The 14,216-nt window shown below is 45.1% G+C and carries 11 protein-coding genes; 5 read left to right on the forward strand and 6 right to left on the reverse strand.

Annotated elements, in window-relative coordinates:
• Positions 1-178 precede the first annotated feature (178 nt).
• Genes IE103_RS16985 through IE103_RS16995 form a run of 3 tightly spaced genes read left to right on the forward strand, consistent with a single transcriptional unit; the run spans position 179 to position 3,637 of the window.
• On the forward strand, positions 179-1,645 hold the full coding sequence (locus IE103_RS16985; RefSeq protein ID WP_189347439.1) for an alpha/beta hydrolase: 1,467 nt from the start codon (positions 179-181) through the stop codon (positions 1,643-1,645).
• 1 nt (position 1,646) lies between these two features.
• The gene (locus IE103_RS16990) at positions 1,647-2,477 is read left to right on the forward strand and encodes an ABC transporter ATP-binding protein (protein WP_189347440.1); all 831 of its coding nucleotides are present in this window, start codon (positions 1,647-1,649) and stop codon (positions 2,475-2,477) included.
• A complete protein-coding gene (locus tag IE103_RS16995) occupies positions 2,474-3,637 on the forward strand; it encodes an ABC transporter permease (RefSeq protein WP_189347443.1) in 1,164 nt (387 codons plus the stop codon). The genes IE103_RS16990 and IE103_RS16995 overlap by 4 nt, the downstream gene beginning before the upstream one ends.
• A 164-nt stretch (positions 3,638-3,801) precedes the next feature.
• Here IE103_RS16995 and rapZ read toward each other — a convergent pair whose 3' ends face one another.
• The 6 genes from rapZ to ilvA form a co-directional block, all read right to left on the reverse strand.
• Entirely contained in the window at positions 3,802-4,665 is an 864-nt protein-coding gene (rapZ, locus tag IE103_RS17000; RefSeq protein WP_189347445.1) for an RNase adapter RapZ, read from the reverse strand.
• Between the two features lie 6 nt (positions 4,666-4,671).
• Entirely contained in the window at positions 4,672-5,616 is a 945-nt protein-coding gene (gene hprK / locus IE103_RS17005) for an HPr(Ser) kinase/phosphatase (protein WP_189347447.1), read from the reverse strand.
• Between the two features lie 138 nt (positions 5,617-5,754).
• The gene (locus IE103_RS17010; protein ID WP_189347449.1) at positions 5,755-6,219 is read right to left on the reverse strand and encodes a PTS sugar transporter subunit IIA; all 465 of its coding nucleotides are present in this window, start codon (positions 6,217-6,219) and stop codon (positions 5,755-5,757) included.
• Positions 6,220-6,390: 171 nt separating this feature from the next.
• A complete protein-coding gene (locus tag IE103_RS17015; protein ID WP_189347451.1) occupies positions 6,391-9,003 on the reverse strand; it encodes an EAL domain-containing protein in 2,613 nt (870 codons plus the stop codon).
• Between the two features lie 254 nt (positions 9,004-9,257).
• Positions 9,258-10,118, reverse strand: coding sequence for an NADPH-dependent 7-cyano-7-deazaguanine reductase QueF (gene queF / locus IE103_RS17020; RefSeq protein ID WP_189347453.1), 861 nt, complete (start codon positions 10,116-10,118; stop codon positions 9,258-9,260).
• Between the two features lie 73 nt (positions 10,119-10,191).
• Positions 10,192-11,727, reverse strand: coding sequence for a threonine ammonia-lyase, biosynthetic (ilvA, locus tag IE103_RS17025; RefSeq protein ID WP_189347455.1), 1,536 nt, complete (start codon positions 11,725-11,727; stop codon positions 10,192-10,194).
• Positions 11,728-11,979: 252 nt separating this feature from the next.
• On the opposite strand from ilvA, the gene IE103_RS17030 reads away from it, so the two are divergent.
• Positions 11,980-12,471 (forward strand): YqaA family protein, encoded by a 492-nt coding sequence (locus IE103_RS17030; protein ID WP_189347457.1) that lies wholly within the window; start codon positions 11,980-11,982, stop codon positions 12,469-12,471.
• Positions 12,472-12,761: 290 nt separating this feature from the next.
• Complete coding sequence (locus IE103_RS17035) at positions 12,762-14,213, forward strand: aminopeptidase P N-terminal domain-containing protein (RefSeq protein WP_189347459.1); 1,452 nt, start codon at positions 12,762-12,764, stop codon at positions 14,211-14,213.
• Positions 14,214-14,216: the final 3 nt, after the last annotated feature.

Below are 14,216 nucleotides of genomic sequence, written 5' to 3' on the forward strand. Positions count from 1 at the left end.
ATTCGTGTTTCGTCGCGGCGCATCGGTTTTTCATCACATCGCGGTTTACATCTTTTTTGATGCAAGCCACACTCACTTCATCATCAGTTTTCACAGTCAGTTGTTGTTGCCATGATGTCGCCGATCTTGTGTCGGTGGAGATTGTGGGTGTACATAAATCTAATGAAAGGAGTTCATTTTGATTCGTCCTACTCTCGTTCGTCTGCTTGGAATTGCCGCTTTTAGTATGCCGGCAATTGCTCTTGCAGATACCAAACCCTGTCGCATAGCTAGTTTTCCACAAGAGGTGAAGTGTGGTCAGATTCAAAGAGCGCTCGATCCCGCCAAACCAGATGGCAAAAAAATCGATGTGCATTACGTGATTCTTCCATCGAAAGATAGAAATAAATTGCCTGATGCAGTTTTCTTATTGGCTGGAGGCCCTGGACAAAGTGCGGTAGAAGCTGCCGGATTTGGTGATTCGATTTTAGGCAAGCTCAATCGCCGTCGCGATCTAGTTTTTGTCGATCAACGCGGTACAGGAAAAAGTGCCTCATTAAAATGTGATGAACTCGAGGTCAATGACAAGATCCTCGACAATGAAGGTGCTTATAAGGCGACTGCCGATTGTATGCAGAGTTTGCAAAAATTGCCGCATGGCGATTTGAAATTCTATAGCACCAGCATTGCTGTTCAAGATTTAGAGGCAATACGGATCGCGCAAAACTATAGCGCGGTGAATTTGGTCGGAGTTTCATATGGAACGCGGGTTGGCTTGGAATATTTACGTCAATATCCACAATCAGTGCGTCGCTTGGTGATTGATGGCGTTGTTCCGCCCGACCTAAGCTTGCTTGGAACAAATGCACAAGCAGCGTTAGAAGGCGTATTTGCTGATTGTGCAAAAAATACTCGTTGTAGCAACGCTTATCCTGATTTAGCGGGTACTTGGAAACGCCTGTTAGATAGCACGCCACGTCAATTTACCTATACCAATTCACGCCTGTTAACGAGTGTGACTACCAAGATCGCTCGTGAAGACATGATAGGCATGATCTTGAAGGCATTGTATTCGCCAGCAATGACTTCCGTGTTGCCGTATGCGATCACGCAAGCAGACAAAGGTAAATTAGATGCTTTGTTGACGATGACAGGAAGTTTTAATCAACCTGGCCCAGGTGGTTTGACCTTAGGTATGCATTACTCAGTGTGGTGCGGCGAAGCTTATACCAATCCGCGTCCAGCTAATGCGATTACTGATCAGTTCACAGCAAGAAGTGCCGAGATGTACGACAGAATTTGCGCGACTTGGCCGCGTGCTGATATTCCTAAAGAGTTTTATACCGTGCCCACAGCAAAATCTCCGGTCTTATTGCTCAGTGGTGGAATTGATCCTGTAACGCCGATTCGTAATGGTGATCAAGTTGCCAAAGCCTTGGGTGCAAAAGCACGTCATATCACGATCGAAAATGTTGGTCACGGTGTGTTAGGGCAGGGCTGTGTGCGTGATTTAGTCAATAAATTCCTCGCCGCGAAGACTGATGATGAGGCATTGGCCTTAGATGTGAGTTGCGTACGTCAAATTCCACGTCCTTTGGTATGGCTACCACCGACCAAGAACACGGATGTTACTGCGACAGCAAGCTCGAAGAAAGCAGGAGAATAAGATGATTATTGTTGAAGACCTCCATAAAGAATTTGTCAAACTAGGTAAGCCGAAGTTTGGTATCGGAATGCGCAAGGCTGAAAAAGTAAAAGCGGTGAATGGCGTCAGTTTTACGGCGCAAGACGGTGCGATTTTGGGTTTGCTTGGTGCCAATGGCGCCGGTAAAACAACCAGTTTGCGTATGGTTGCATCGATGCTGAAGATGGACAGTGGTTCGATCAAAATTGATGGCGTCGAAGTGAAAGAAGGTCAAACTACTACCCAAGCGCATTTGGGCATTTTGTCCGATGCGCGTGGATTGTATCCACGTTTGACCTCGCGTGAAAATATTCAGTACTACGGAAAATTGCATGGCATGGATAAAGCCAAGATTGAACAACGTATCGATCAATTAGCGCACTGGTTAGAAATCCAAAAATTATTGGATCGTCGTACCGAGGGGTTTAGTCAAGGTGAGCGTATGAAAATCGCCTTAGCACGCGCCTTAATTCACGATCCAAAAAATATTATTTTGGATGAGCCGACTAATGGCTTAGACGTGGTGGCAACCCGTGCATTGCGTGAGTTTTTACGATGGTTGCGTAGCCCTGAAGGTGGCGGTAAATGCATCGTTTTTTCCACCCATATCATGCAAGAAGTGGAGCGCCTTTGCGATACCGTAGTCATTGTTGCGCAGGGTCGTACTGTCGCCAAAGGTAGTGTTGCTGAGCTAATGCAACAAGCACAAGAATCTGACTTTGAAGACGCGTTTGTGAAGCTGGCCTTTTTGGATAAGAGCAGCATGTTAGATCACCGTCATCACTCAACATTGAATCAAGGGAGTGTCGCATGAGAGAAGTATTTGCAATTTATTGGAAAGAAATTTCAGATGCGATGCGCGATCGTCGTACCTTATTGATGGTCTTAGCTAGTTCGTTGCTATTGGTTCCGGTTTTATTGTTTGTGTTTTCTACCGTGATGTCGCAGGTCGAGTCACAAGCGGTGGATCGCAGCGTGATGGCGGTTAACATCAAAGACGCGCCTAGTTTGGAAAACTATATTCTGCGTCAGGGTTACGAGATAAAAACTGCACCAGCAGATTATGAAGAAAAATCACGCAGCAAAGAATTGATTAAACCTGTCCTGTTGGTACCTGAAAATTTTGAACAAGATTTGCAGTCTGCTAAGCGAGTCGAATTAGAAATTGCTTACGATACCTCGAATCGTCAGGCTGAAATGGGATTGGGGCCATTGCGTCAATTATTGAATGGCTATGCACGTGAACGATCAAGTTTAGAATTGATGATGCGCGGTGTTTCACCAGATTTGTTGCAGTCGATTTCTGTGAAAGAGCGCCATATCAGCCGCCCTGATGAACGTCGCGTTACGATTACCGCCGCGTTGCCGATGGTTTTAATTATGGCGATTGTAATGGGCGGCATGTTTGCGGCAATTGACAGCACCGCTGGTGAACGTGAACGCGGTTCTTTAGAGCCATTGATGATGAACCCAGTTTCGGGATTCCAGCTAGCGATAGGGAAAACGGCGGCGGTTGCTACGGTGAGTGTACTGATTGTGATTTTGACCGTGAGTAGCTTTTTCCCCGCGCAATTACTAATTGCGAATGAGGCTTTACGTGCCGAATTTCAGTTCGGAATTAAAGATGCGCTTGCTTTCATGATTGTCTTGATTCCTTTGGCCGCCGCTCTGTCTTCTTTACAAGTTGCCTTGTCATTGACTTGCAAATCATTCAAAGAAGCGAACGTACGTAATCAATTATTGAGCTTAGCAGTATCGTTTATGCCGATGTTCTTTATTGTCAATCCTGGTAAAGAACCAGCGTGGCTGGGATGGGTTCCTGTCATGGCGCAAACGCAAATGATGAATCAAGTGCTTAAAGGCGAGTTGGTTGCACTCAATGCGATTGGTCTTGCTTTACTGGTGTGTTCGGTGATTGTTGTAGCAAGCTTGCTGTTTGTTTCTCGTAAGATGCGTGAAGTTGTCATGGAATAGATGAATTCTATGATGCATAAACAAAAAAGCCGTTGATCGAAAGTTCAACGGCTTTTTTGTAAATAGCTTATCGTGTTGAGCAAAACGGGACTCTTCGTTGGCCGAATGCACTCAAGTTTTAGCGCGTTGTCTTAGTCCAGCCTCCGTGCAGTCTTAGCACAGCGCTAGTGATTTTGTCGATGGCGAATCAACACCCGTTCTTGTTGCTGAAAATGTTTGGCTAGTTTTTCGACCATATAAACGGAACGATGTTGTCCGCCGGTACAACCGATACCAATCGTTAGGTAGCTACGATTATCTCGCTTGAACGATGGTAGCCATTTGTCGATAAAGTTTTTAATATCATCAAATAGTTCGAGCGCCATCGCTTGTGCTTCGAGAAAATCCACAACGGCTTGATCTCGTCCAGTTAAAGGGCGTAAGGCATGGTCGTAGTGTGGGTTAGGTAGGATGCGCACGTCGAACACAAAATCGACATCAAGCGGTACACCGACTTTAAATGCAAACGACTCAAACATTAAAATCAGCGAAGCATGTTCTACCGCAATTTCATCTTTAATCCAATTGCGCAAATGGTTCGCACTCAGATTGGATGTATCTAAGACGTGTCCCAGAAATTGCAATGGAGCGAGTAATTCGCGTTCTGCTTGTATGCATTCGGTGAGACTTAGTGTGCAATCGGATATGCGCTCTGTTTGTAGATGATGCGATAGTGGATGACTGCGTCGTGTTTCTGAAAAGCGTGCGATTAAGGTTTCTGAACTCGCAGTCAGAAATAAGACTTTTACCTCGTGTCCTAATGCACGTAATTGATCAATAGTGGCAGCAACACTTTGCAGTTGATGTGCGCTGCGGGAATCGATAGCCAAGGCGGCGTTCTTAACGCCTTCTAGCTCTAGTGTTTTGACTAATTCTAGCAATAAACTGGGTGGCAAATTATCGACGCAATAGTAACCAGCGTCTTCGATTACATTTAGGGCGACCGATTTACCTGAGCCTGAGATACCTGATATGAGTAGAATCCGCATGATGTCTTATCCCAGCGTTTCATCCATTGCACGGCGCTGTCTTTCCATGAATTCTTCTAAGGTATTGATGCCGCGTAGTTGTAAGATAGTATTGCGTACCGCTGCCTCCAATAGCACCGCAATATTGCGGCCCGCTGCCACTGGAATCACAACCTTTTTGATTTGCAAACCTAATACGTCTTCCGATTGAGAGTCGATAGGTAGGCGTTCGTAGTTTTCTTCCAAAGTACTACGGCGCACCAAATGCACAATTAATTTTAGACGCATCTTGCGACGCACGGAGGTCTCGCCAAAGATGGCTTTGATATCGAGTAGACCAAGACCACGCACTTCTAACAAGTTTTGCAAAATCGGTGGGCATCGACCTTCGATCATATTTGGTGCGATACGCGAAAATTCGACCGCATCGTCAGCCACCAAACCATGACTACGTGAAATCAATTCCAAACCAAGCTCACTTTTTCCTAAACCAGATTCACCGGTAATTAAAACCCCAACCCCAAGTACATCCATAAAGACACCATGCATCGTGACTTGTGGTGCTAGTTTTTTGGACAGGTAAACGCGCAAGTAATCAATGACTTGTGCTGCTGGCAAAGGGGTAGAAAAAAGTGGGATGTTATTGTCGTCACAAACGCTCAAGAAGCTTTGTGGCGATTCTAGTCCTTGCGCAACGATTAATGCTGGCGGATTGCCGGCGACTAATTCACGGATCAGATTGGCGCGTGAGCCCGGTGACAAACGATGGAAATAATCAAGTTCTTGGTGTCCTAGGACTTGTATTCGACCAGGGTGAATTAAGTTGAGATGGCCAACTTGATCGGATGAGGCGGTTGCATCATCGGTAATTTGTTTATCGCCACCAGAAAATCCAGCGAACCAACCAAGTTGCAAGGTGTCGCGATTATCATCAAAAATCTTCTGTATGGTTAATTCTGTGGTCAGCGGCATGAAGGTAGTTCCGATCTTGGTAAGCAAGGAAACAGAAATCTCGCGATCACTGCGTTCGATAAGGTCTATCTTAGCGCATTACTGTACAGAATTTAAGTACATGTCTAATCGGTACTACTTAGATCTGTATGACCGTAATTAAATAACGGAGGGTTCCCAACTAGTGAGGTGTTTGTGTACCAAATTGGCATCTGTTTCGATTTGCAGATTGCTACGAAACTCGTCATCAGACAGCATTTCGGCGATTTCAGACAAAATCTCTAAATGCTGTTGCGTGACATTATCTGGCATCAATAAAAAAATCAGCAGGCTAACAGCTTTACCATCTGGCGATTCAAAAGGGATTGCTTCTTGCAAGCGTACGAAGGCTGCAATTGGATTCTTCAACCCTTTAATACGTCCATGTGGAACTGCGACGCCATGTCCAAGGCCGGTTGAACCAAGACGTTCACGGGCAAATAGATTTTCAGATACGGTGGAGCGGGCAATGCCGCAATTGTTTTCAAACAAAAGTCCTGCTTGTTCGAATGCCCGCTTTTTACTCGATACATCTAAATCTAATAAAACATTTTCTTGGGGCAGAATTTTTGCAATATTGGTCATATGGCGGAAAGGCCTGTGCTCGTTGACTAAATTTCTTACAACAGGGGCTTTTGATACCGAAGTGATGTGCTAGTTCCCTGTTGCGGTCGATCTCAGAGCGCGATTATAGGCTTCTTTTGGCAGCGATGCGAATTTCCGTGTCGCATTGTGTTTATTTCAAAAGATAAGCAATTAGTGTAAGGCTTGGCTGATTGCGTGTTGTTTGAGTAATTGTGAGAAATACTCAACTGAAATCGGTTTGCTAAAATAAAATCCCTGAATTTCATCGCATCCAGCGTCTTTCAAGAAATCCATTTGTTCAAGGTTCTCGACACCTTCCGCGGTAACGCTCATGCCAAGTGCGCTAGACATCGCAATAATCGCCTTGGTCAGTACAACCGAATCTTGGTTCTCAGGAATCTCGCGGATAAATGAACGATCAATTTTTAAATTATCAATCGGGAACCGTTGCAGATACGATAGCGATGAGAAGCCCGTACCAAAATCATCGAGAGAGATACTAATTCCAAGCGTTTTAATCGCGTCAAAAACGGAGCTTAAGTGTTCAGCTTCGACCATTAAAAGGCCTTCGGTAATTTCTAACTGTAAGGCGTGTGCTGGTAATCCAGATTCTAATAAAACTTCCAAGATAAATTGCGGTAGCTTAGGGTCTTGAAATTGTTTCGGTGAAATATTGACACTGATTTTGAAATCTATATCAAATTCTTGACGCCATCGTTGTGCTTGCTCACAGGCTTTGGCCAAGACCCAGCGACCCATAGGCACGATTAAGCCAATTTCTTCAGCGAATGGAATAAACTCATTCGGCGCAATGATTCCCATTTCTGGCATTTGCCAACGAATCAAGGCTTCTGCGCCAACAATACTGCCGTCAATTAAGCTGAGTTTTGGTTGGTAGTAGAGTAAGAACTCATCATCGACCAAGGCGCGGCGTAGATTGCGCTCTAAAGTGTAACGATGCTGTGCGCGAATCATTAAATCAGATGTAAAGAATTGGTAATTATTTCGTCCCAGTTCTTTTGCTAAATACATCGCAGAATCAGCACAACGTAATAAGGTTGGGCCATCGGTACCATCATGTGGAAACACACTGATACCTATCGATGTGCCTAAATGATATTGATGCTGATCGATCACAAACGGCTCGCGCATTTTGGTCAAAATACGGTCGGCGAGTTCTTTTAAGTGTTGCGCGGTTTCAAATTCTTCGACCACGATCACAAATTCATCACCACCCAAACGTGCCAACATATCGGTAGCGCGGATGCAAGAGCTCAAGCGTTTGGCAACGTCGCATAGCAAACCATCGCCTGCGGCATGGCCGGCCGTATCGTTCACATTTTTGAAGTGATCGAGATCTAAAAAAATCACCGCTACTTTTTGATCATAAGCTTGCGCCAAGGCACTTGCTAGGCGATGTTGTAATTGATGTCGGTTGGCGAGACCCGTTAATGCATCATGCGTGGCAATGTATTGCAATTGACGCTCGGTTTCTCTCACTTCGGTGGTATCGGTAAATGAGATTAATACGGCTTCGGTTTTGCTATGACGCGAGTGTTGAATCGGCTGCACATTGACTAACAACCAGACAGTTGAATTGTCGTGCAATTGCATACCGATCGATAAATTCGAAATTGCTTCACCAGTTCTTAATACGATAGAGGCGGGATCATCACCAATTTGGATTTCACTACTGTCTTCACGGAAAATGCGTTTGAAGTAACGATGACGGCGACCAGTCGCTTCAATATCTTGAATTTTTAAAATACGTTTTGCGCTGGGGTTGCAGGTGAGGATTTTTCCACCCGGTGCAATCACCATAATACCTTCGGTCAAATTATTCACGACGGAGCGATAGCGATCTTCACTAGTCGCTAAGCTATGCTCCATATTTTTCTTATCAATCGCCAACGCAATCACATGCATGGCATCCATGATCAGCGTTTGTTCATCATCACTAGGATGACGTTGATCACGGTGATATAAATCGACCGTGCCTAGCAAGGTATTAAATGCGGTTTTGATTGGTACCGACCAACAAGAGTGCATGCCATAGCGCAAAGGTGTCTGACGGTGTGATTGCCACACATCGCTGTGGGCAATATCCTCAACGACGATAATTTTTTGAGTTTTCAGGGCAACACCGCAAGACCAACTTCCTAGACCAATTTCTAAATGATCCATTTCATTTAGAAATTCTGCTTCCATACTTGGTGCGGCTGCTATCCGTAATTTTTGTGTATCTTGATCGTATAGCATGATTGCACAGACCGAGCCATTGTCGAGCAGACGCTCCATCCGATCACACACATCTTGCAAAATTTGCGTGAGTGGATTGTCGAGTGCGATCATTTCTAGAATTTCTTTTTCATGATGCAAAGCTTCATGACTAAGACTATTTTTAGGAATGCCGCTATGACTTAACTGCGTTTGAAATGACTTGGCAAAGGCTTGGGTTTGCATGTCGCGCAAGCATAAGACATAAGCAGTATTACGCAACACGGGGAAGCTATGCAGTCTGAGTTCTATATTGACCAGCTCGCCTTGTCGATTGCGCAGTTGGCAAAACTCGGCAATCGCATTGGGTATTAAACTGCTACCCGCTTGTAAGTGGGTTTTGATTTGATTTGGATGACTAAATTCGAGGAAGGCATTCCATCGTAATCCACTAATTTCATGCAGATCTTTTGCGCGTAATAAGCTGATCCCCATGTGATTTGCATGAACGATGGTTCCATCAACTAAAACAATGACAGCATCTTGTGCGTGCTGTTCGATGAGCATTTGCCAATTTACAGAATACATAAGGCTAATAAAATTTATACATCAATCCAGCAGTTAGAAGGCAAAAGATCTCAGATAGACTAATTAAAAAAACAAGTAAATGTACTCTATGCAAAGGCACGGGGCAAGCTTGAATTTGTATCTCTATCCGACTGAAATGTACTTACAGGTTTATTTTTGTTAGTGTAGACCCGCGTTTTAATAAAACATTGTTTTATCTCAGTGTTTTTCTGTAATGAAATTAGTAGTTTTCCTCATTGACGCGCATTGCGGTGATTGGAAGGCATTTTCCCAGTCGTAAAATTACTGCGCCAAGGATTGATATCTAAACCTCCACGGCGTGTATAGCGTGCATACACCGATAATTTTTGTGGCTTGCAATACTGCATGATGTCGCAAAAAATACGCTCGACACATTGTTCATGAAACTCGTTGTGATTTCGAAAGCTAATCAAATAGCGCAAAAGCGCTTCTTGGTCTATCGGCGCACCAATGTACTGAATTTGCACGCTGGCCCAGTCCGGTTGCCCAGTCACTAAGCAGTTGGATTTTAATAAGTGTGACACCAAAGTTTCTTCAATTGCGGGCTGGCTATGATCGGCCTGTAAAATCGTAGGCACAGGCGAGTATTGATCGACCTCGATGTCTAATCTGTCTAATAATTGTCCTTCGAATTCCTGAAAAACAGCTTTGCTGAATTGCTCTTGTGGCGTGAGCGTGATTTGAACTGGCGCACCAAAACCATTTGATAAATCGGTTTGTAGCAAACTAATCAGCGCATCAGTGCCTGCTAACTTGGTTTGATTAAACGCGTTTAAATAAAGTTTGAATGATTTTGATTCGATGATATTCGGAGAATCAGCTGGTGCAAACACGCTCAAAATCGCAACTTGCGGCTTTCCTCGTAAATTCAACCAAGACACTTCATAAGCGTTCCAAAAATCCATACCGAAAAAAGGCAAATTAACTGCTTTACCATCAACAATCTTGAGTCCAATTTCTGCACGCTTTTCTGCTCTAGGAATTGGAAAAAGCAAGCTAGGATCGTACTCGGTTTGATACGCAGATGTTTTGCCTAACTGTGATTGTTCGGGCGTATTGCTAGAAGTGCTCATAATGTATTTTGCTTTGTTGAAAAATAAAGCTGGATAAGGCTGATCGTGATCGGCCATATCCAGCTTTGGTAACTTAACCTAAGAAAAGTTTATAAACCGGATTATTACTTTCGTCCCAATAGCGATAGCCAAGACCATTTAAAAATTCTTTAAATGCCTTCATCTCTTTTTTCGGTACTTGTAATCCAACCAAGGTACGACCATAGTCGGCACCGTGATTACGGTAATGGAATAAACTGATATTCCAATTCGGCGCCATACTATTTAAAAAGCGCATCAATGCACCGGGGCGCTCTGGGAACTCAAAGCGATATAGCAATTCATTCTCTGCTAGTTCGCTCTTACCGCCGACTAAATGACGGATATGCAGTTTGGCTAATTCGTCGTCGGTTAAATCCAAAGTGGGGAAACCATGTTTGACAAAATTCTTTGCAATTTTGCTGGATTCTTCTCGGTTAGCAACTTGAACGCCGACAAAAATATGCGCTTCTTTTTTATCGCTAATCCGGTAATTAAATTCAGTCACATTACGTGGGCCTACCAATTCGCAGAAGCGTTTAAAACTGCCTTGGATTTCTGGGATGGTCACCGCAAATACTGCCTCACGCGCCTCACCAACTTCGGCACGTTCTGCGACAAAGCGCAGACGATCAAAGTTCATATTGGCACCGCAAGCGATGGTCACCATGGTTTCATTTTTTAGCGGTTTTTTGTTTGCTTTTGCGCGTTCGATATAAGCTTTGCAGCCAGCTACCGCAAGCGCACCAGCGGGTTCTAAAATGGAACGCGTATCTTGGAACACATCTTTGATTGCCGCACAGACGGCATCGGTATCGACTAAGATGACTTCATCAACATATTGTTTGGCTAATCGAAAGGTTTCTTCTCCGACCAATTTGACTGCAGTACCGTCGGAGAATAAACCAACATCGGATAAGGTCACACGCTTACCTGCTTTTAAGCTGCGATACATGCCATCGGAATCCACGGTTTGTACACCGATAATTTTGATGTCAGGGCGCACCGCTTTGACATAAGCGGAAACCCCGGCAATCAAACCACCACCACCAATAGCGACAAAGATCGCATGAATCGGCCCCGCATGCTGACGCAAAATTTCCATGCCGACCGTGCCTTGCCCCGCGATCACATCAGGATCATCGAATGGATGAACGAAAGTGAGTTTGCGTTTTTTTTCTAAGGTTAAAGCATGGTCGTAGGCATCGCTATATGATTCACCATGTAAGACGATCTCGATCGCATCGCCACCGTGAGCACGAACTGCATCAATTTTGACTGGCGGTGTGGTAGTCGGCATCACGATCACGGCTTTGCATCCTACCCGTTTCGCACTCAATGCCACGCCTTGCGCGTGATTGCCAGCTGAGGCACAAATTACGCCGTGCTTGAGTTGGCTTGGCGTTAAGTGGGCAATTTTGTTATAAGCGCCACGTAGTTTGAAACTAAACACGCTCTGCATGTCTTCACGTTTAAAGTGAATTTGATTGTCCATACGCTTTGATAGCGTTGGAGCCAATTCAAGTGGAGTTTCAAATGCCACGTCATAGACGCGTGCGGTCAGGATTTTTTTCAGATAATCGGTAGCCATGGATGCAATCTTTTCAAAATACAAAAGTTAAATGCGGACATCATGCAAGTCCCATGGTGTGTGGGATGGCGTCATTCTGAATGGATAGATTCAGAATCGACCTCGATACCGGCGCGGTGGCGCTGGTTTTGTTTCGTATTTCATGTTGCGGGCACGGGTAATGCCTAGTGAATACAATGAAATAAGTGCAAAATATTTAAGTCCTGTCTCAAGCATTATAATGTATCCCTTCCTTACCTTTACGAAAAAGCCATGATAGAAGCGGCTATTGCTTGGTTGTTTAGTGTTTTCGCTATTTCTGAAATTGGTTTGACAGCGGTGTTTGTCATTAGTTTTGTTTCGGCAACTTTATTGCCTATGGGATCTGAGCCAGCAGTATTTGCCATGATCAAGGCCAATCCCGAATTGTTTTGGCTGACCATTCTGATTGCGACGACCGGCAACACTTTGGGCGGAATGCTCAATTATTTCATCGGCTATGAAGCCAAGCAGACTTTTGCCAAAGAGCGCAAAAGTCGCTGGTTCGGCTGGTTGGAACGCTATGGTGCAAAGACGATGCTATTAGCGTGGCTGCCGGTGATAGGCGACCCGATTTGCGCCTTGGGTGGCTGGCTCAAGCTACCAGCCTGGCCCTGCATGATGTATATGGCAATCGGCAAATTGTTGCGTTATCTCACCATGACGTATTTGCTTCTCAGCGTTCCAGATGGATTTTGGCATGGGGTTTCAGCTTGGTTGGGCTGAGGTCTTTAGGCTACAGCGCGATTGCAATGTTGTGTTGGAATTAGGTGAGCTACAAATGAAAATCGCATCGGGGGATGTAGCGGATTGCCAGTGTCAAAGCATTTGAAGTGACATGTAGATTTTGCTTGTCGTTGAAAATATGCGACTTAAATTTAAAGTTAGGTTCTGAGCAAGCAGCTAATTAAGCAAATGCATTGTTTAGTATTCGACTTTTGACGTAGGATGCTGAGAGTGTATTTCTTAGCTTGGCAAATGGCTTTGTTGGTCAATTTTAAATTGGAGTCCTAACGATGTATTCCCGTCTTTTTTCTCTGTCTACTTTGTTGTACGTATTAACTGCGCCGGTTTGTCTAAACAGTGTTGCTGCGCCCGCAGTCCCCGCAGCCGTCGGCAAACAAGGCTTTCATGCGGTACGCTTGCCAGTTAGCTTTTTTGCGGAAAATCGCGCTCGTTTGCATGCCGAACTGAAAAAAATGGGGCCCGGCACAATCGCTGTGATCAAGTCGATGCCAGAACAGCATCGCAATGGCGATAGTACGCACATGTATCGACAAGACTCCGATTTCTACTATTTAACAGGTGTCGAAGAAGCCGAATCCGTGGCGGTATTGGATGCGGATAGTAATCAAGCCTACACCTTGTATGTACGCAAACGTGATCAACGTCGCGAAGCCTATGATGGCGCGCGACTCGGCGTCGAAGGTGCATTAAAACTTGGTGCTGACAAAGCAGAAGCCTTCCCTGCGGCGGAAGATAGTTTAAAAAAGCTTGTGAACAAAGCGCAGCGGGTTGTGCTGGTATCCAATTTTGATGAAGACTTCCGTAGAAAGATGCTCGATTGGATTTACCCACTTGGCAGCGACAATAATCATTCTTCTCATAAGCGTATTTTGGTCGATGGTCGCCACCTCGTTGCGGAAATGCGTCTTATCAAACAGGCTGCAGAAATCGATATGCTACAACGCGCAGTCGACGTCACCATTGCCGGGCATTTGGCTGCAATGAAAGCGTCTCGCACTGCGACGAATGAGGGAGAGGTTGCAGGCGGATTTCAAGGCACCGTGCGTAGCTTGGGCGCGCGATTTACTGGCTACGACACGATTGCTGGTGCAGGGCGAAATAGCTGTGTTCTACATTATTTGACCAATGATCACGATATCGAAACGGGATCATTGATGCTATTAGATGCTGGTGCCGAAGTTGGCTACTATACCGCCGATGTCACGCGCACATGGCCGGTGTCGGGTCAGTTTTCTAAGGAACAAAAAGCCATCTACGAATTAGTGTTGAAAGCGCAAAATGCGGCGATCGATTTAGTTAAACCTGGTCGCGTTCATCATGAAGGCTTCGACGCCGCGATGCGGATTTTGAGCGACGGTCTAGTTGATCTCGGCTTACTCAAAGGCGACAAAGACAGCGTTTTCAAAAGCGGCGCCTACAGCCGTTTCACCATGCACGGTATTAGCCATTGGATAGGTCTTGATGTGCATGATACTGGCGATTATCAAATGGAAGCAGGCAAACGTGGAGGTCAGCGTGTTTTGGTACCCGGTATGGCCTTGACGGTCGAGCCTGGCATTTACATTCCCAAAGATGCGAATGATGTAGACGCCAAATGGCGCGGCATCGGCGTACGGATCGAAGATGTGATTCTGGTAACGCCGGACGGCAATCGCAACATGAGTGGCAAGTTGCCACGCACGGTAAAAGATGTGGAAGCGGTGTTGAAGAAGTTAAATTGAAAT

It is taken from the genome of Affinundibacterium macrobrachii (assembly GCF_014652415.1).
In the GTDB taxonomy this organism is placed as follows: domain Bacteria; phylum Pseudomonadota; class Gammaproteobacteria; order Burkholderiales; family Burkholderiaceae_D; genus Undibacterium; species Undibacterium macrobrachii.

Excerpts from the sequence above, each read along its gene's own strand:
- IE103_RS16990 (WP_189347440.1), top strand. The coding sequence starts at position 1,647 with ATGATTATTGTTGAAGACCTCCATAAAGAATTTGTCAAACTAGGTAAG.
- IE103_RS16995 (WP_189347443.1), top strand. The coding sequence starts at position 2,474 with ATGAGAGAAGTATTTGCAATTTATTGGAAAGAAATTTCAGATGCGATG.
- rapZ (WP_189347445.1), bottom strand. The coding sequence starts at position 4,665 with ATGCGGATTCTACTCATATCAGGTATCTCAGGCTCAGGTAAATCGGTC.
- hprK (WP_189347447.1), bottom strand. The coding sequence starts at position 5,616 with ATGCCGCTGACCACAGAATTAACCATACAGAAGATTTTTGATGATAAT.
- IE103_RS17010 (WP_189347449.1), bottom strand. The coding sequence starts at position 6,219 with ATGACCAATATTGCAAAAATTCTGCCCCAAGAAAATGTTTTATTAGAT.
- IE103_RS17015 (WP_189347451.1), bottom strand. The coding sequence starts at position 9,003 with ATGCTCATCGAACAGCACGCACAAGATGCTGTCATTGTTTTAGTTGAT.
- queF (WP_189347453.1), bottom strand. The coding sequence starts at position 10,118 with ATGAGCACTTCTAGCAATACGCCCGAACAATCACAGTTAGGCAAAACA.
- ilvA (WP_189347455.1), bottom strand. The coding sequence starts at position 11,727 with ATGGCTACCGATTATCTGAAAAAAATCCTGACCGCACGCGTCTATGAC.
- IE103_RS17030 (WP_189347457.1), top strand. The coding sequence starts at position 11,980 with ATGATAGAAGCGGCTATTGCTTGGTTGTTTAGTGTTTTCGCTATTTCT.
- IE103_RS17035 (WP_189347459.1), top strand. The coding sequence starts at position 12,762 with ATGTATTCCCGTCTTTTTTCTCTGTCTACTTTGTTGTACGTATTAACT.